Here is an 18,451-nt window from a genome sequence, read left to right on the forward strand (position 1 = left end):
TGTCTCTCTCAGAGATGGGATACGGGAAGTACCGCCCCGGGTTGCAGGTAATGTTCCCAGCGCAGAAGGCGCTCGGTTAGCAGTAGTTCGCGGTTAACACCAACAACGTTTAATAGCTGCTCGCGGCAGAAGCTCACGTCGCGTGCTATCGCTTGTAAACGTGCGGCAGGCAGAGTTTGGGCCAGTTGATTCACCAGCGTCCAGACGTCAGGGTTACTGACAAGCGTAATCCCCTGCTGTCTTTTTTGCGCATCAACCAGCAGCGATGCCAGCCAATGCAGTCGAACTGCGGCCTGTTCATGATTTAAAACAGGTAGCAGCGTCAGCCAGTCACCCTGAGTTAAAACGTTTGCCAGCGTCTGACAAAGCTGTTGGCGCGCAGTCCAGTGAGCATCCTGGAGCAGCGCCAGAGCTGCCGCTGGCGCATTCGCGCTAAGACGCAGAGCAGCAAGCAATGCATCTTGTGACATTGTCACTTCACGCTCTAACCACGCCAGTGCGTACGATTCCGGAGGTGGTGTGAGGTGATGTAAACGGCATCGACTGCGCAACGTCGCCAGCAAACGCGCGGGTTCCTGGCAAGCGAGGAAGAACCAGGTATTCTCCGGCGGTTCCTCCAGCGTTTTCAGCAACGCGTTGGCCGCCGCGTCAGTTAGCATGGCGGCATCACCGATCCATATCACCTTCGCGCCGCCCAGCCGGGCGTGTTCGTAGAGCTTTTCGTTGATGTCGCGCACGGCATCAATACCGAGCGAACTCTTCCCCTTTTCAGGAGACAACGCATAATAATCAGGATGAGTACCCGCCTGCATCAGCTGACAGCTGCGGCAATGGCCACAGCTTTTATGCCCTTCCGGTTGTCGGCACATCAGGAAGCGGCACAGCGCATAAATCAACGCATCGCTCCCCATGCCCGGCAATGCCTGGACCAGTAGCGCATGGTGACCCCGTCCTGCCTGGTAGCTGGAAACTAGCTGTTCGAAAGACGGGCGTAACCACGGGTACCATTTCATGCGCGCAGCTCCGCCACCCACTGGCTCACTACCGCACGAATATCACGTTCCACAGCTTCCAGCGGCTGCGTGGCGTCCACGGTGCGAATGCTGGGGTCAAGTGCGGCCAGCTCAAGGTAGCGTGCGCGGGTACGGTTGAAGAAATCCAGGGATTCCTGTTCGATACGATCAAGATCGCCACGAGCGCGAGCGCGCTTGAGTCCCACCGCTGGCGTCACATCAAGATAAAGGGTCAAGTTGGGACGAAAATCGCCCAGCACCGCATCGCGCAGGGTTGCCAGCATGGTTTGATCGATACCACGACCACCGCCCTGATAGGCTTGAGTAGAGAGATCATGACGATCGCCGATCACCCACTGACCGCGAGCCAGCGCCGGTTTAATCACTGTTTCAACCAACTGCACGCGAGCCGCATAAAACATCAGCACTTCAGCTTTGTCATTGATAACTTCATCGCCGGTTGACTGAATATCCAGAACCAGGCTGCGCAGCTTCTCGGCCAGAATGGTGCCGCCCGGCTCGCGGGTGAACACCATATCGCTAACGCCCAGCTGTTTTAGCGTATCTACCACCAGATTACGTGCGGTGGTCTTCCCTGCGCCTTCCAGGCCCTCGATGACGATATAGTTACTGCGCATTTTTTTCCTTAAGTACTTTCAGATATTCCTGCACCGAACGGTTATGGCTGGTCAGATTGGTATTGAACGTATGACCCCCTTTTCCGTCGGCGACAAAATAGAGATACGGCGTTTTTGCCGGATGGGCAGCGGCATTCAGAGAAGCCTCTCCCGGTGCGGCGATAGGCCCTGGCGGCATGCCGTTAATGACATAAGTATTGTAAGCCGTTGGGGTTTCCAGGTCTTTACGCGTTAACTTGCCATTATAACTCTCACCCATCCCATAAATCACGGTCGGATCGGTTTGCAGACGCATGCCAATACGCAAGCGATTGATAAAGACCGATGCCACGCGATCGCGCTCTTCAGACACCGCCGTCTCTTTTTCAATAATGGAGGCCATTGTCAGCAGTTGGTTCTGATCTTTATACGGCAGATTATCCATCCGCCCTTCCCAGGCTTTCTCAACCGCAGAAAGCATTTTCTGATGCGCTCGCTTAAGGATCGCCACATCGCTGGTATTGGCGGTATACATCCAGGTATCCGGCCAGAACCAACCCTCTACCCAGTCCGCATGCTCCAGACCAAGGGCCTTCGCGACGGTCTCATAGCTGTCATCCGCCAGCGTATGTTTCACATAAGGCGCATCGCGAAGCTGGCGCAGATAGTCACTTACCCGCATACCTTCGACAAAGCGCAACGGAAACTGGGCTTCTTTCCCACTGGCCAACAGTTGCAACATCTGACGTACCGTCATGCCAGGCGTGAAACGATATGTCCCAGCTTTAAAGTGGGATAGCTCAGGCTCAATACGCAGCAACCACTGGAACACCCGTGGCCGGTTAATGACTTTATCGCCGTAAAGCTGTTGGCCCAGCGCGATGCGCCCGGTGCCCGTTTCAAGAGTAAAGATGGTTTCTTCTTTAATGAGTAACTTGCTATCCGCCAATTGGCGAACTTTCCACATGCCGACGCCCGCAGCAATGCCCAGCACCACTACCAGCAACAAGATGAAACGTAACATTTTCTTCATGACTAATCAGACAGCTCACACAATGGGGCTAAAAAATGGTAAAGCTCGCGCGCGGACCAACATGTGTCGTCCCAACGGCGAACCGGCACCAGCGGCATTAATGCGTTACAGATAAGCACTTCGTCGGCTTCGCGTAGCGCATCGGGGCGCGTAGTCACTTCGACAACGCGAAACGGCGATGGTGCCAGCGTTGCGAGAATGTGCTGGCGCATAATACCGTTTACTCCCGCCTGATCGAGGCGCGGGGTAAAAACATCAAATCCTTTACGCCAGAATACGTTCGCGGCACAGCATTCCGTAAGCCACCCTTCACTGTCAAGAACCAGTGCTTCATCAGCGTCCATCTGCTCAAGATGAGAGCGGATCAGTACCTGCTCCAGGCGGTTAAGGTGTTTTAGTCCGGCAAGAGAAGGATTACGTCCCAGCTGCATGGGACTTAGCGACACAGAAACCCCTTCTTCTCGCCAGCGGGCATAATGGGCAGGATATGGAGACACGCTAAGTATTCGGGTAGGGTTTGTGCAGCCCACAGTGCTGTATCCACGGCCGCCGGCGCCACGAGTGATCATCACCTTCAGAACCCCCTCCTGACACGGCTGCGCCAGACGTTGCATCTCCTCAGCTAATACTTTCCAGTCGCTAAAAGTAATTAAGAGTCTTTCACAGGTAGTTTGCAGGCGCGCCAGATGAGCAGGCAGAAATTGTACACGGCCCCCAATTATTCGAGCTGTCGTAAAACAACCATCACCGAACTGCACACCGCGATCGTTCACCGCAAGCGTTTCACTTTCAGTGCCATTTATCATAAACATAAAGGACTCCTTATCGCTGGTCGGTCAGTGTCGCAGGAGGAAAGATACGGTACAAGCGGAGAAAGCCGAATAAAAAAGGCCCGACAAGCGGGCCAATTTTTGATGGGCATTAACGGCATAACTAATGTTGTGCCAGGCGCGCATCAGACCTTTTTAAAGATCAGCGAACCATTTGTACCACCGAAGCCGAAGGAGTTACACAAGGTATACTCCATACCGCTAACCTGGCGTGCTTCGTGCGGGACGAAGTCGAGGTCGCAACCATCATCCGGGTTATCCAGATTGATAGTCGGCGGAACAGCTTGATCGCGCAGCGCCAGGATAGAGTAGATAGACTCTACTGCACCCGCGGCACCGAGCAAGTGGCCGGTCATTGATTTAGTCGAGCTGACCATTACTCGGCCGGCTGCATCACCGAAGACAGACTTAACCGCCTGCGCTTCTGCTTTATCGCCAGCAGGCGTTGAGGTACCGTGCGCGTTGACGTAGCCAATCTGGCCTGCATCGATACCTGCATCACGAATAGCGTTAACCATCGCCAGTGCCGCTCCAGCGCCATCTTCCGGCGGCGAAGTCATATGGTAGGCATCGCTGCTCATACCAAAGCCGACGATTTCAGCGTAGATTTTCGCACCGCGTTTTTTGGCATGCTCGTACTCTTCCAGCACGACCATTCCCGCACCATCACCCAGCACAAAACCATCACGCTCTTTGTCCCACGGACGGCTTGCCGCCTGAGGACTGTCATTACGAGTGGAGAGCGCACGTGCTGCACCAAACCCACCAACGCCCAGTGGGGTACTGGCTTTTTCTGCACCACCGGCAACCATTACGTCAGCATCACCGTAGGCGATAATGCGCGCGGCTTGACCAATGTTGTGTACGCCCGAAGTGCAAGCGGTCGCGATGGAAATACTCGGTCCACGCAGACCAAACATGATGGTCAGATGCCCGGCCACCATGTTAACGATTGTGGAAGGAACAAAGAACGGGCTGATCTTACGCGGTCCGCCTTTTACCAGCGAACTGTGGTTTTCTTCGATCAGGCCAAGCCCGCCAATACCGGAACCAATAGCGGCACCGATGCGGGTAGCATTCTCTTCCGTCACTTCAAGGCCAGAATCCTGCATGGCCTGAATGCCAGCGACAATTCCATATTGAATGAATGCATCCATCTTGCGCTGTTCTTTGCGCGAGATGAAATCATCACAGTTAAAATCCTTTACTAAGCCAGCAAATTTCGTTGCATAGGCGCTAGTATCGAAATGGTCGATCAGGCTGATGCCACTCTGACCGGCAAGGAGAGCTTTCCAGGTAGACTCTACGGTATTGCCGACAGGAGACAACATGCCCAGTCCGGTCACAACTACACGACGCTTAGACACGGTTGTCCTCCAGGGAGGGAAAATAGATTCTTGTGGGACAAAATGTAGATAAAACTCAGGCGGTCGAATGACCGCCTGGAGATGTTCACTTACGCCTGGTGACCGTTGATGTAATCAATGGCAGCCTGAACAGTAGTGATTTTCTCAGCTTCTTCGTCCGGAATCTCAGTATCAAACTCTTCTTCCAGAGCCATTACCAGCTCAACGGTGTCAAGAGAATCAGCGCCCAGGTCTTCAACGAAGGAAGCATTGTTGGTAACTTCTTCCTGCTTAACGCCCAGCTGTTCGCCGATAATTTTCTTAACGCGTTCTTCGATAGTGCTCATACTCTTAAATTTCCTATCAAAACTCGCTTTCGCGATGGTTTTCGTAGTGTATAAAATGTTGAAAAATTTGCAACTAAATCCCGGCAGGTCTTACCACGATTTTACGCTATTTTGCGGCTTTTTGCCCTCATAACGCAAATCATTTTGCACAAAACATTACGGTGAATCGCACGGACTGCGCGGTTCCTGAGCGTTTTGCACAAATCTCGGTCAGACCATATACATCCCGCCGTTGACGTGCAAAGTTTCACCGGTGATGTAACTCGCTTCGTCAGAAGCTAAAAATGCAACCGCACTGGCGATTTCATTTGGAGAGCCGAGGCGCCCCGCAGGAACTGCCGCCAGAGTACCCGCACGCTGCTCATCGGTCAGCGCACGTGTCATGTCCGTTTCAATAAAGCCCGGAGCAACAACGTTTACAGTAATACCGCGTGACGCAACTTCGCGAGCCAGTGATTTACTGAAGCCAATCAGACCCGCTTTCGCCGCAGCGTAGTTGGCCTGACCTGCATTTCCCATGGTACCAACCACAGAACCGATAGTGATAATACGTCCATGACGCTTTTTCATCATAGCGCGCATTACCGCTTTTGACAGACGGAAAACAGATGACAGATTGGTTTCGATAATATCGTTCCACTCGTCATCTTTCATGCGCATTAACAGGTTATCACGAGTAATCCCGGCATTGTTCACCAGGATATCAACTTCACCAAATTCTGCGCGAATATTTCCCAGAACAGATTCGATAGATGCCGGATCGGTCACATTCAACAGCAGACCTTTGCCATTGGCACCTAAATAATCGCTGATCGCCTGCGCACCGCTTTCGCTGGTTGCAGTACCAATGACTTTAGCGCCACGGGCAACGAGCGTTTCAGCAATTGCGCGGCCAATCCCGCGACTTGCACCGGTAACCAGCGCGATTTTTCCTTCAAAACTCATGATTTTCCTCTTTTATTGCTCAAGCGCCGCAGACATGGCCGCCGGCTCGTTAAGCGCGGAGGCAGTCAGGGTGTCAACAATACGTTTAGTCAGGCCGGTGAGGACTTTACCCGGCCCCACTTCATACAGATGCTCTACGCCCTGTGACGCCATAAACTCAACGGTTTTGGTCCACTGAACCGGGCTATACAGCTGGCGGATCAATGCATCACGGATAGCATCAGGTGTAGTTTCACACTTCACGTCAACATTGTTCACAACCTGAACAGTCGGTGTATTAAAGGTGATTTTTTGTAATTCAACGGCCAATTTTTCGGCAGCAGGCTTCATCAATGCACAGTGGGATGGCACGCTGACCGGCAGCGGCAACGCACGTTTAGCGCCCGCAGCTTTACACGCTGCGCCAGCGCGCTCTACGGCTTCTTTGTTACCAGCAATAACAACCTGTCCCGGCGAATTAAAGTTTACCGGAGAAACCACCTGACCTTCAGCAGACTCTTCACAGGCTTTCGCAATTGATGCATCGTCAAGACCAATGATAGCTGACATTGCGCCGGTACCTTCTGGGACGGCTTCCTGCATGAATTTGCCACGCATCTCAACCAGACGCACTGCATCGGCAAAATCGATAACGCCCGCACAGACCAGCGCAGAATACTCACCCAAGCTATGACCCGCCAACAGAGCAGGTGCTTGACCATCCTGCTGCTGCCAGACACGATACAACGCGACGGATGCTGTCAACAGCGCCGGTTGCGTCTGCCAGGTTTTGTTCAGTTCTTCCGCTGGGCCTTGCTGTACAAGCGCCCACAGATCGTAACCCAACGCCGCAGAGGCTTCACGGAATGTCTCTTCGACTACCGGGTAAGCGGCTGCCATATCGGACAGCATCCCGACGGTCTGAGAGCCCTGTCCCGGGAACACAAAAGCAAATTGCGTCATGTTTAAATCCTTATACTAAAAACGAACCAGCGCGGAACCCCAGGTGAAACCACCACCAAAGGCTTCCAGCAGAATGAGCTGACCACGCTGGATACGGCCATCACGAACGGCCTCATCCAGCGCGCAAGGAACAGAGGCTGCTGAAGTATTACCATGTCTGTCGAGAGTGACCACCACGTTATCCATCGACATCCCCAGCTTTTTCGCCGTGGCGCTGATAATACGCAGGTTGGCCTGATGCGGCACCAGCCAATCCAGCGCAGAACGCTCTAGGTTATTCGCCGCCAGGGTCTCATCAACGATATGCGCCAGTTCGGTCACGGCAACTTTAAAGACTTCGTTGCCCGCCATCGTCAGATAAATTGAGTTGTCAGGATCAACACGATCGGCGTTCGGCAGCGTCAGCAGTTCACCGTAGCTACCATCCGCATGCAGATGCGTAGAGATAATACCCGGCTCTTCAGAAGCGCCCAGCACAACCGCACCAGCGCCATCACCAAAGATGATGATGGTTCCACGATCGGTCGGATCGCAGGTTCGCGCCAGCACATCAGCACCAATGACCAGCGCGTAATCAACCGCACCGTTTTTAACGTATTGATCGGCGACGCTCAGCGCGTAGGTGAAACCTGCACATGCAGCAGCAACGTCAAACGCCGGGCAACCCTTAATGCCCAGCATCGATTGAACCTGGCAAGCAGAACTTGGAAATGCATGGGTACCGGAGGTGGTCGCAACAATAATCAGACCAATTTGTTCCGGCTTAACGCCCGCCATGTCCAGTGCATTCTTAGCGGCTGCAAAGCCCATCGTAGCAACTGTTTCATTCGGTGCGGCAATACGACGCTCACGGATACCTGTACGAGTGACAATCCACTCGTCAGACGTATCTACCATGTTTTCTAATTCAGCGTTCGTACGCACGTGCTCAGGCAGATAACTGCCGGTACCAACAATCTTCGTATACATGTACGCTCAGTCACTCTTGGGTAATATACCTGGCTTACTCAAACTACCGGGCGTCAGTCGTTACCAGTTATCCCAGTCTGAGAACCGGAACTCCCGCTTCTGCCGCCCTCAGGCAGTTCGAAACCTGTAGGGTATAAAGATTCCAGGCGAGCGGCAATCCGCTGAGGGATCTGCCGCTGCACCGCCTGCACTGCCTGCTCTATCGCTACGCTAAAAGCGCGCTGATTGGCAGCACCGTGACTTTTAATCACGGAACCGCGCAATCCTAACAGACAGGCGCCATTATACTGGTCGGGGTTGAGGTGACTGAATCGCCTCGACAGGCTTTTTTGTAACCAACGCTTTAATAAAAACAGCCACCACGACCTTTTTTTCCCCTCTCCCTGTGATTTCAACAGTGAAAGGAACATTCTGACCACACCTTCCATCGTTTTTAATGTGACGTTGCCCGTGAATCCATCACAAACCAAAACATCCGTCTTACCCGTCAACAATTCGTTGGCTTCCAGATAGCCAATATAGTTGAGGGTTGGCAAGGTTTTCAAAACCGCCGCCGCATCGCGAATACTGCTGAGACCTTTCATCTCTTCTTCGCCAATGTTCAATAATGCAACTCGGGGATTTTGGATACCGATGACTTCTTCGGCTAAAACTGCCCCCATCACCGCAAACTGCACCAGCATCGTACTATCGCAATCCACGTTAGCGCCTAAATCCAGCACCACCGTTTTGCCCTTTAGCTGATGCGGCAACATCGTTACCAGCGCAGGACGCTCAATCCCTTCGATGGGTTTGAGCAGCAGTTTCGCCAGCCCCATCAGCGCCCCGGTATTGCCCGCGCTAACGCAGGCCTGTGCCCGCCCTTCTTTCACTAACTCCAGCGCCACGCGCATTGAGCTACCGCGACTGGCGCGGATCGCTTGTGCGGGACGCGCATCACTGGCAATAACTGACTGCGCAGGAATCACCTGCAGACGTGAACGTTGTTCAAAATCAGCTTTGGCTAGTAATGGCGTGATAGTGTCGGGATCGCCGACTAAAAGAAGTGTGAGTTGTGAATTAGAGTGCAGTGCCTGCAATGCTGCAGGCACTGTCACGGAGGGTCCGAAATCTCCCCCCATGACATCTAACGCCAGGGTTAGACGTGTCAAGATATCGTCGCTGCTCGGTTTGGTTATTCCCCAGTTGCCCGGGGAAATCCTCACTAAGCTTCATCACGCTTTTACTCTTCGTCTTTCACACTGCAAGTGCGTTGACTGCGCTCGTTCACACCAGTCACATAGTGAGCTATGCTCCGGGTGCTTCTCTTGCTTTCGTCTTCTTGCAACGCGAAATCCATGGAGTAATGCGTGATTACTTAGCGATTACCTTGCGACCGCGGTAGAAACCGTCGGCAGTGATGTGGTGACGCAGGTGTTTCTCACCAGAAGTTTTGTCTACAGACAGGCTGGTGACTGCGGTCAGAGCGTCATGGGAACGACGCATGCCACGTTTGGAACGGGTTGGTTTATTCTGTTGTACGGCCATGGACCTTACTCCTCAATTACTTATGCTTTAAGCTGGCTAATACGGCAAATGGGTTTGGTTTTTGTGCCTCTTCAGGCAGTTCGCCAAAGACCATGTCCGCGTCGGACACTTCACAGTGTTCAGAATCATGCACCGGAACTACAGGCAAGAAGAGGATAATTTCATCTTCAACAAGCGCCAGCAGATCGATTTCACCGAATTCGTTAACCTCAATCGGCTCATACGCTTCCGGCAGTGCTTCCGCCTGTTCGTCATTTCTGACGGGGCTGAAACAATACGTTGTGTGGACATGATAAGGGAACGGTTTCCCGCAACGCTGGCACTCGAGGGTTACCGACACCGTTGCATTGCCGTTTATCACGGCAAGGCGCTGATTATCAATAGCGAACGATATGCTGCATTCCACATCGCTGTCCACGCTGACAACAGAATCGGCGACACGCACAACTTGATCACGGGTATAGATACCTTGGTAATCTAAGCGTTTTTGAGCCGTGCGAACCGGATCGAGAGTCAGGGGTAATTTTACCTTTTGCATAGGGCGCGCATATTAACTTTGTAATGTCATAGAGTCAAAGAAAAAGGCAGCCTCAGGTTGCCTTTTGCCAATTATTCGCACACATTGCGGCGCATAGTTTAAAATGATGCTCTGCGAAGCGCTACATGTGGATGAAAAAATATGTCTGAACTGATCCTGGCGTCAACCTCTCCATGGCGGCGAATGCTGCTGGAGAAGCTTTCAGTACCTTTTGAATGCGCAGCACCAGACGTTGATGAAACACCGCTGCCGGGTGAATCGGCACGCCAGTTGGTGATGCGTCTGGCACAAGCAAAGGCCCAAGCCCTCGCCGAACGCTTTCCACGCCACCTTATTATAGGTTCTGATCAGGTTTGCGTCCTGGATGGCGAAATCACTGGCAAACCGCATAGTGAAGAAAACGCCCATCGCCAGTTGAGAAAAGCCAGCGGCACCATCGTGACCTTCTACACTGGTCTGGCGCTGTACAATTCAACTAATGGTCATTTACAGACCGAATGCGAACCCTTTGACGTTCATTTCCGCCGTTTAAGCGACCAGGAAATTGACAGCTATGTGCGCAAAGAAAACCCACTACAATGCGCTGGAAGTTTCAAAAGCGAAGGATTAGGCATCACGCTTTTCGAACGCCTCGAAGGGCGAGACCCCAACTCGCTGATCGGCCTGCCGCTCATTGCCTTATGTCAAATGCTCCGTCGGGAAGGGTTTAACCCACTGCTCACCTAGACAGGCAGAAAATGGGATCGGCGTTTCAATATTCACCCCGATCCCCTAACGAACACTCTTTAAGCCAGAGCCATCAGGCTGGTAAAGAGCATGTTGCCGCCGACGAATAGCAGCACACAGTAAACGATACGCAGGAACGTCTCTTTGTTAATGCGCTGCAGGAAGGCCATCCCCAGGAAGAAGCCGATCGCCGCCATAGGGAAACCGATAGTCAGAGCGCCACCAAGATGTTCCGTCCATGCGCCATTACGATACTGGTTAAAGGCGTTCCAGGTGTTAAATACCACCCATACCATATTCATGGTATTACGGAATTTTTCTTTTTCCTTAACGGCTTCGATGGTGTAAACGGTAATCAGCGGCCCACCGATAGTGAACGCACCATGCACAACACCACCTAAAATAAGACAACCATAGCGAAAGCATTTTTTCGCTGTCGTATCGGGCACATTAATAGCTTCTGCTTTTTTAAAGATCAATGGATTGACGATATGCTTGTAAATGTTCATTACTGCAATAATCGTGACCATTGCGCCAATACAGATTTTCGCTACATTGGGACTAATTGTATAAAATAAGTAGTTACCGACTAATATTCCCGGAACGCACAGGGCGACTATTTTCCCTAAATCTTTCCAGGAAACATCACGCCAGGTTCTGACCGCCAGAAAATATAAAAAAGGTAAGGTAATCAACGTACCGTAAGGTACCCCTACCGACGTTCCTAGTAAACCGTTGGTCACTGATGCCGCGATAACAGTACAGCCAAATCCGGTACATCCCTGAACAAAAAACCCGACAATTTGCATCAGGCCGACAAGTAAAAAATCAGTATTAAAACTCATAATATCCGCCCTGGATATAAAGACATTCGCATTATCTCTGGCTTTTTTCCCACCAAACCAAAGAAGTCAGGATGTGGGTCGGCCTCTCTTTTGTTATCCCGGAGATGTAAACCCGTATCTCCGGGATGACAAAAAACTAATAGTCTTCCCACAACATGCTGCACGTTATTATCAGAAATGAAGTTCAGTGCGCTGAATCAAATCTTTCTGTAACGGTTTGCCGAGTTCGACAAAATAAGCACTATAACCCGCAACGCGAACCAGCATATCTTTATAATCCTCTGGCTTTTTCTGCGCGGCGCGCATGGTTGCCGAGCTCATGATATTGAACTGAACGTGCATCGCCTGCTTGGCAATATACTCATCAATAAAGCTCACCAGATTGTCGCGCCCTTCGACTCCAGCCACGGCTTCCTGTGGAAACCTGAGGTTCATCAACGTACCGTTAGTCGCGAGACTATGGTCGACTTTAGTTAATGAATTCACCAGCGCAGTCGGCCCGCAGATATCATGGGAACCGCCGTCAGTGTGAACTGGCCCCATATTATCGGAGATAGGTTCGAATTTTTTACGTCCATCGATGGAAGCATTAGTATTCAGGCCCATGCCAACGTTAGCGTTGACCGAGTAAACCCCAGGGCTAAATTCACCACCGCGCGGCGTCTTTCTACCGCTAATATGACGGCAGTAGCATTCAAACATGAATTTGAACAGATCATCCGCATAGTCATCATCATTGCCGTAGTGTCGCACCTTCGAACTATTGACCAATGCATACAGTTTTTCGTGGCCGACCCAGTTATCCTTAACTGCCTGCAGCATCTCAGCACCGCTATACCGCTTCTCGTCGAACACCAGTTGTTTAATGGTAGCCAGACTGTCCGCACAGGTCGCCATACCCGCCGCCTGCGGAGCAATACCGTTGTACTTCGCGCCGCCTTCAGTCAGATCCTTACCTGAAATCATACAGTCTTCATAGAAAGCGGAGACGTAGGGAACAGGCTTCAGCTCGCGATGCGCATTATCGATAATATTCAGACTGCTGCACATTTGATCGGTCCAGTATTCAAACTGTTGATCGACGCTTGCCAGAACTTCATCAAAACTCTTATAGGTATCCAGGCTACCAGTATCGGGCCCAAGCTGCTCTCCGGTACTAAGACTGCGGCCACCGTTGACCACCATCTCCATCATTTTAGGCGTATTCACATAAGCCGCATCATGCCAGCCATACTCTTTACCCGCTAAATCCAGCTCAACACAGCCAACAACGCAGTAATCTCTGGCCTCTTCAAGAGTCATTCCCTTGCGCAGCATCCCCTTAATAGAAGGTGCATCATTGAACAGCTTCGGATGACCATAGCCGGCACGAATACACTCAACGGTCTTAATTTTTAATTCATAGGGCGTATTTTCATGCATACGTACGCAAACCCACGGGTTCATCATTCGCGTATGGGCTGAACCTTCCAGCATCAGCATCGTCAGATCGTTAGTCGCATCATTCCCCTCACGATCGACGCCGCCAATAGTCAGGCTTTCACCGCCAAAACCACGACCGTTACGCACCGCAACGGTGCCTTTGTCTTTTAGCTTGGTGGGGTTATTCATCTTCACGTACTGAACTTCGATTAACTCAAGTGCGAACTCTTTAGTCATCGTGTTGTTCTTCATGTCCGCCGCGAACCACGGATAAAGCCACTGATCCATGCGGCCATAGGAAATGGAGTGCCCATTACTTTCAATTTGGATTAGCGTTGTGGCGAAATTGAACAACTGCAGCGCTTGCCAGAATGTCTGCGGTACCCCACCAGCGATCTGCTGACAGTTTAATGCCATGGTTTCGAGCTCTTTCTTTCTCTGCGGGTTTTCTTCTTTTTCAGCAGACTCTTGAGCCAATTTTGCATATCGCGCAATATATTTTTTAGCCGCTTCAAGTTCGATAATCATCGCTGTATAGAAGTCACGCTTGTCGCCATATTCAGGATCACGCTTGCTTAACTTTTCCAATCCGGCTTGCGCATTGTCGATCAGACCGTTATAACCCACAGCCATTAAACGGGCGTAATCAATCGCCAGATGCCCTGCTCCGGCATAATGATAAAGATTGGTCTGGAATATCTTCTCGCCAACTTCAGACCCTTTAGTCTGATCTTTTTCAAGCCGACTGTTGATCAAATCATCAACGGTTTTACCTTCCCAATATCGGCAAAGCTCAACGATTTCCTTGCGTTCCTCATCATTGCGAATATAGAACTGATCGTTGGCACGCTCCTCAAAAGGAGAATGCAGGATCTCATTAATGATCCAGTTAACAGAGAACTCAGGATATATCGGTGATGCTTTGGCCGGAGCAGCTATTTCACCAAGAATAAGATCTTCATCATAAATATATAATTTGGTATTCAGCAGGATGTTTTCAAACGCCCTGGCACACTTCAGCTTACGCGGTGCATCTTCATGCTTCTGATATGCTTCAGTTACCAGTCTTAAGCGCTCAACATCAATATCATAGGGTCTGTCGAGAAACGCCTGCCGCAGGCGATTGACACGGGGATATGGAGACCAGTCTTCATGATGAACTTGATAGCCCAGGCTATAGGTCTTATCAAAAGGCTGGGTCCCACATGCAGTAGTATGATTCACTTTCATAGAAGTTATCCCATTTAAGATTGAAATAAAATGTTGACTATTTTTCTTTTGTCCCCACCACGCAATGAATGCCGCGCTGGTTAAAATATTCGGCTAGCATCTGAATATGCTTTTGAAATGACCTGCGATTAACCTTCACGTTTTTCATTTTATAAGGAAGGCCCAGTGCAGTATATTTCTCTTCACCAAGACGCATAAAGCTTAAGAGCTGTAATGTCCGGATTTTCCCGCCGAGTTCATTAAGAATAAAATCGGCTGTGGCTTCTATATTCGCCATATCATCATTCACATTTGGAATAACCGGAATACGTAAAATGATGTCATGTCTTTCTGCTGTTAACTTTATTAAATTCTTCAGAATTTTATCATTAGATACTTTAGTATATTTTTTATGAATTTCAGGATCCATATGTTTAATATCTGAAATAATAAGGTCGGTGTACGACAGAACATTCTGCACTTTTTTCCATGGCACATATAACGATGACTCAAGACAAGTCTGAATCCCTTCACTCCTGCAGGCTTGAAACAATTTGGCGACAAAATCACTTTGCAGTAAAGGTTCGCCACCAGAAACCGTCACCCCGCCACCAGAGCGCTCATAATAGCCTTTATCTTTACGAATCTCCTTCATGCACTCTTCTACCGACATAGATTTCCCCCATAGCTTAATCGCGTCGGAAGGACAGGCATTATGACAATCCAGGCAGTTTGTACAGTCGTGGCGTTCTATTGAAGTCAGTTTTCCGCGATAAAACTGCAGTACATTCTCCTGCGGGCAGGTTTCTTCACAAGCAGCGCATTTTTTATAAGAAATGCATTTTGTTTTATAGACCCCCACCTGCGCATAAGGCATAAAACTTTCAGGATTGCTGCACCATTCGCAACGTAACGGGCAACCTTTTAGAAATAACTCGGTGCGCAGACCTGGGCCATCATGGATAGTGAAGCGCTGAATATTGAAAATAATCCCTGGTGGTGATTGATTCATTCTGCATTTCCTCAGCGTTCATTTAAACATTAATGCATGTAACATATAGTTTACATGCATTAATGTTTTTATTTTTAATACCCTATAAACTCAGAATATCTAAAATGAATGCTTTAGAAAATCGACCGGACTTACTATTTTACATAGGGAATACTCCCTATTTTAAACCTCTACGCCGGCTATTTATCTTCAAACCATTTATATAATTGAAAACGACTGTTAACGCCGCATTTAATGTATATATTTTGTATGTGTTTTTTTACAGTATGGTAACTAATTACCAGTTCATCAGCAATTGCCTGATACGTTAACCCGTTATACATCAGCCCGGCAACTTTCTGTTCCGCCTGGGTCAAAGGTAATTTGATGCCAGAGTAGTCATTAACTTTTCGATCTTCTTTCTGAGAAATGGTGATCCAATGGTAGGTGTCAATAATTCCATTTGAATAGTTTTGGTCATAAGTATAGATTTTAAAAATATAGTCTTTTATAACCCGAGTCTGGACACGATGAGTGGTAGCTCCCTCACCTTCATTACCTAATAAAAATGGGAGCCAGTTACAAGGCCTGGTACTGCTAATCTCTTCGGTAATCGAGGGGCCCAGAATATCTTTCAAAAAACCCTGAGCCATTTCATTTGAACTCATGATGTGCATGAAATCATCAGTGATTAAGTATGCTTTCTCACCTGAAGAGATGATCTCATTTTGAATGTTTGAGACAATTTTAGCCTGTTCGTGCTTCTTGAAGTTTTTGTATGAGTTGGCTACATAAACATATATTTTATTTAACGTAGCTATTTCATTATCAGTGAAGTCGCCCTCTTGCTGATTTTTAAAAAAAGCCACCTGAATATAGGCATTGATACCAAATGCCATTGTCACGCCATAATGCTGCTGGAAATTTTCCTCGAGAAATCGTACGTAACCAGAATGTTCATAATCGATCGTGTTAATAATATCGGTTGATTTATATAGTCTAGGTGTGACATTAAAGTAAGTGAGTTGATCGGCCACCGCTTCCTGATGTATCACATGCCTGACAACATCATTCGCGATAAACTTACGGTATGGATGCTCTTTACCATCAAGATGAATACCATCCCAGTTGACCCATGAAAGAAACTTCCCCTGGGTATCGAAATATGAAATTAAGATTTTTTTGAAACCAAAGTTTCGCTCGAGAGAATCCAATAAGACGCTACTAAAAAATTCCCGTGCAGATATTTGTCGTTCTGACATTTCCGAAAAAAAATTTAACTGACCAACACTTTCGTAGTTCATGGTCACTCTCCATTACTTTTATAAATCCGGGGGCCGATACTCTGACCTATTACATCCGTTTTTAACAAAATATGGTTTTTCTCGCAATTCATTTCCATAAGAAAAAGCTGAACATTGAATTTAGATCACAATGACTCAGCTTTTCTCACAACCTGGCGAATTTAATTTAAAAAATCATTAAAATCTTAGAAACCTGTCATAACGCCTTTTCGTAAAGTGCAATAATATCCTTTAATGTCGACTGCCGTGGGTTCACCAGAATATTACCGCTTTTCATAGCATCTTTTGCCATATCAGGGATCATTTCAGCCTTAACACCAACAGCAGACAGTGAGTCAGGAATTCCACAGTCGACATTAAGTTTTTTAATTTCCTCAACAAGCATCTGCGGCTTAAATCCATTTAATACACCATTGCCTTCACGGATATAATTATAAATCACCTCATAGCGTCCACAATCGGCAAGCGCATTATATTCAATCACCGTTGGTAGAAGGATTGCGTTCGCGACACCATGTGGTACATGGAAAAAAGCGCTTACCGGATGGCTCATCGCATGCACATTACCCAATCTGGCCCACGCAAAGGCGATACCGGCAAAATTGCTTCCCAGCATCATGTCACATGCTGCTGCCTCATCTTTTCTATTCGCAATAAACCGACGCAGGCTACCACCAATTAATTCCATCGCTTTTTCTGCCATGGCATCAGAAAACGGAGAGGCGCTGGTGGATAAATAGGCTTCTAAGGCATGAATCAACGCATCAATACCGCATGCAGCAGCAATATGTGATGGTGCAGTCATGATCAACTCGGGGTCCAAAAGTGCATATTTTGGCAGAATCTCATAACTGATAACTGAGAGTTTATAGTTCCTGGCTTCATCCGTAATGACCGACGAAGCCGTGACCTCACTCCCCGTTCCCGCCGTGGTCGGGATCGCGATCATCGGAATAATCGGTCCAGGTACTTTATTGCTCCCTTCGTAGTCAGTGATGCTTCCACCATAATTAACTAATACACCCACTGCTTTCGCAACATCTATCGAACTACCGCCGCCGAGCGCCACGATACTCGTTGCACCACATTTCTTGTAGACCGCAGTTGCTTCATTTACGACGTCTACAGTCGGATTCGGAATCACTCCCAACCAGGTAGTATGATGAATTCCCGCAGCTGCAATAATATCTTCTATCTTTTTTACTACCCCAAGACCTTCGAGACCAGGGTCGGAAATCAAGAGCACATTTTCAGAATGATTTTCCTTTAAGATTTGCGGCAGTTTATTTAGGCAGCCGATACCAAACTCAATGTTTTGCGGTATTTTAAAGTTAAAGCTTTTCATCATCTTCCCTTCTATTTTCAGTAATTAAAAGACATGAATATTTTTTCTTCTCCTGGCCTAAAAATCATAAATTTGGCCTGGGGGACTTATTTCATAAAATCTGAGAGTTGGCTGAACGTCGGCCAAAATTTCAAGCATGTATAACCGACAATCACCACGAATATGATATGGATGAGAGCCATCAGGCTTCCTCCTTTGAACATGGCCCTGGCATCCAGGCCATAGGCTACTGGGATTGCCCGAACGCTGATGGGCAGCATAAATTCTGCGTTGAAGGCCATCACGGTAATAAACCAGTAGGGAATAGGATTCAAACCAAGCTTGGTGGTAAATCCAAGGACAATAGGCAGTACGACTGCAGCTGAGGCAGTTGAGTTTGTTGATTCAGAAATGATGCGGGCCAGAACCACAAATACAATAATGGTAAGCAGTCCACCATCGAGCGATAGTTCTGAGATAAGGCCGGCGATTCCAACGCTTGCACCAGAGTCATTCACCAATT

The 18,451-nt window shown here is 49.0% G+C and carries 19 protein-coding genes; 1 reads left to right on the top strand and 18 read right to left on the bottom strand.

What is annotated here, in order from left to right; translation table 11 throughout:
• Positions 1 to 8: 8 nt before the first annotated feature.
• The 12 genes from holB to yceD form a co-directional block, all read right to left on the bottom strand.
• Entirely contained in the window at positions 9 to 1,013 is a 1,005-nt protein-coding gene (holB, locus tag DA718_RS17190; protein ID WP_112216817.1) for a DNA polymerase III subunit delta', read from the bottom strand.
• Positions 1,010 to 1,651, bottom strand: coding sequence for a dTMP kinase (gene tmk, locus DA718_RS17195; RefSeq protein ID WP_112216818.1), 642 nt, complete (start codon positions 1,649 to 1,651; stop codon positions 1,010 to 1,012). The genes holB and tmk overlap by 4 nt, the downstream gene beginning before the upstream one ends.
• The gene (gene yceG, locus DA718_RS17200; protein WP_112216819.1) at positions 1,641 to 2,663 is read right to left on the bottom strand and encodes a cell division protein YceG; all 1,023 of its coding nucleotides are present in this window, start codon (positions 2,661 to 2,663) and stop codon (positions 1,641 to 1,643) included. Before yceG ends, tmk begins: the two co-directional genes overlap by 11 nt.
• A 2-nt stretch (positions 2,664 to 2,665) precedes the next feature.
• The gene (pabC, locus tag DA718_RS17205) at positions 2,666 to 3,475 is read right to left on the bottom strand and encodes an aminodeoxychorismate lyase (RefSeq protein ID WP_112216820.1); all 810 of its coding nucleotides are present in this window, start codon (positions 3,473 to 3,475) and stop codon (positions 2,666 to 2,668) included.
• Positions 3,476 to 3,618: 143 nt separating this feature from the next.
• Positions 3,619 to 4,860, bottom strand: a complete 1,242-nt coding sequence (gene fabF, locus DA718_RS17210) for a beta-ketoacyl-ACP synthase II (RefSeq protein WP_112216821.1) — start codon at positions 4,858 to 4,860, stop codon at positions 3,619 to 3,621.
• 89 nt (positions 4,861 to 4,949) lie between these two features.
• Positions 4,950 to 5,186: an acyl carrier protein gene (gene acpP / locus DA718_RS17215; RefSeq protein WP_000103754.1), complete on the bottom strand. Its 237-nt coding sequence runs from the start codon at positions 5,184 to 5,186 to the stop codon at positions 4,950 to 4,952.
• 210 nt (positions 5,187 to 5,396) lie between these two features.
• Positions 5,397 to 6,131, bottom strand: a complete 735-nt coding sequence (gene fabG, locus DA718_RS17220) for a 3-oxoacyl-ACP reductase FabG (RefSeq protein ID WP_004131399.1) — start codon at positions 6,129 to 6,131, stop codon at positions 5,397 to 5,399.
• 12 nt (positions 6,132 to 6,143) lie between these two features.
• A complete protein-coding gene (fabD, locus tag DA718_RS17225; RefSeq protein ID WP_112216822.1) occupies positions 6,144 to 7,073 on the bottom strand; it encodes an ACP S-malonyltransferase in 930 nt (309 codons plus the stop codon).
• A 15-nt stretch (positions 7,074 to 7,088) separates the two neighbouring features.
• A complete protein-coding gene (locus DA718_RS17230; RefSeq protein ID WP_112216823.1) occupies positions 7,089 to 8,042 on the bottom strand; it encodes a beta-ketoacyl-ACP synthase III in 954 nt (317 codons plus the stop codon).
• A 53-nt stretch (positions 8,043 to 8,095) separates the two neighbouring features.
• On the bottom strand, positions 8,096 to 9,193 hold the full coding sequence (gene plsX, locus DA718_RS17235) for a phosphate acyltransferase PlsX (protein ID WP_185928547.1): 1,098 nt from the start codon (positions 9,191 to 9,193) through the stop codon (positions 8,096 to 8,098).
• A 202-nt stretch (positions 9,194 to 9,395) separates the two neighbouring features.
• Positions 9,396 to 9,569, bottom strand: a complete 174-nt coding sequence (gene rpmF, locus DA718_RS17240) for a 50S ribosomal protein L32 (protein ID WP_000290724.1) — start codon at positions 9,567 to 9,569, stop codon at positions 9,396 to 9,398.
• A gap of 16 nt (positions 9,570 to 9,585) precedes the next feature.
• Positions 9,586 to 10,107 carry a 23S rRNA accumulation protein YceD gene (yceD, locus tag DA718_RS17245; protein WP_112216826.1) on the bottom strand — a complete coding sequence of 174 codons (522 nt, stop codon included), beginning with the start codon at positions 10,105 to 10,107 and terminating at the stop codon, positions 9,586 to 9,588.
• A 141-nt stretch (positions 10,108 to 10,248) separates the two neighbouring features.
• Here yceD and DA718_RS17250 point away from each other — a divergent pair, with 141 nt between their 5' ends.
• Positions 10,249 to 10,833 (top strand): Maf family protein, encoded by a 585-nt coding sequence (locus tag DA718_RS17250; protein WP_112216827.1) that lies wholly within the window; start codon positions 10,249 to 10,251, stop codon positions 10,831 to 10,833.
• Positions 10,834 to 10,892: 59 nt separating this feature from the next.
• On the opposite strand, the gene DA718_RS17255 is transcribed toward DA718_RS17250, so the two are convergent.
• The 6 genes from DA718_RS17255 to DA718_RS17280 all read right to left on the bottom strand — a co-directional run bounded on the left by DA718_RS17255 (position 10,893) and on the right by DA718_RS17280 (position 18,446).
• Positions 10,893 to 11,678 (bottom strand): sulfite exporter TauE/SafE family protein, encoded by a 786-nt coding sequence (locus tag DA718_RS17255; protein WP_112216828.1) that lies wholly within the window; start codon positions 11,676 to 11,678, stop codon positions 10,893 to 10,895.
• A 171-nt stretch (positions 11,679 to 11,849) separates the two neighbouring features.
• Entirely contained in the window at positions 11,850 to 14,330 is a 2,481-nt protein-coding gene (hpfG, locus tag DA718_RS17260; RefSeq protein ID WP_112216829.1) for a (2S)-3-sulfopropanediol dehydratase, read from the bottom strand.
• Between the two features lie 37 nt (positions 14,331 to 14,367).
• Positions 14,368 to 15,321: a (2S)-3-sulfopropanediol dehydratase activating enzyme gene (hpfH, locus tag DA718_RS17265; RefSeq protein WP_112216830.1), complete on the bottom strand. Its 954-nt coding sequence runs from the start codon at positions 15,319 to 15,321 to the stop codon at positions 14,368 to 14,370.
• Positions 15,322 to 15,500: 179 nt separating this feature from the next.
• Complete coding sequence (locus tag DA718_RS17270) at positions 15,501 to 16,604, bottom strand: response regulator transcription factor (RefSeq protein WP_112216831.1); 1,104 nt, start codon at positions 16,602 to 16,604, stop codon at positions 15,501 to 15,503.
• Positions 16,605 to 16,800: 196 nt separating this feature from the next.
• Entirely contained in the window at positions 16,801 to 17,952 is a 1,152-nt protein-coding gene (locus tag DA718_RS17275) for an iron-containing alcohol dehydrogenase (protein ID WP_227015947.1), read from the bottom strand.
• Between the two features lie 83 nt (positions 17,953 to 18,035).
• Entirely contained in the window at positions 18,036 to 18,446 is a 411-nt protein-coding gene (locus DA718_RS17280; protein WP_193555338.1) for a transporter permease, read from the bottom strand.
• Positions 18,447 to 18,451: the final 5 nt, after the last annotated feature.

It is taken from the genome of Klebsiella huaxiensis (assembly GCF_003261575.2).
Taxonomy (GTDB): Bacteria; Pseudomonadota; Gammaproteobacteria; order Enterobacterales; family Enterobacteriaceae; genus Klebsiella; species Klebsiella huaxiensis.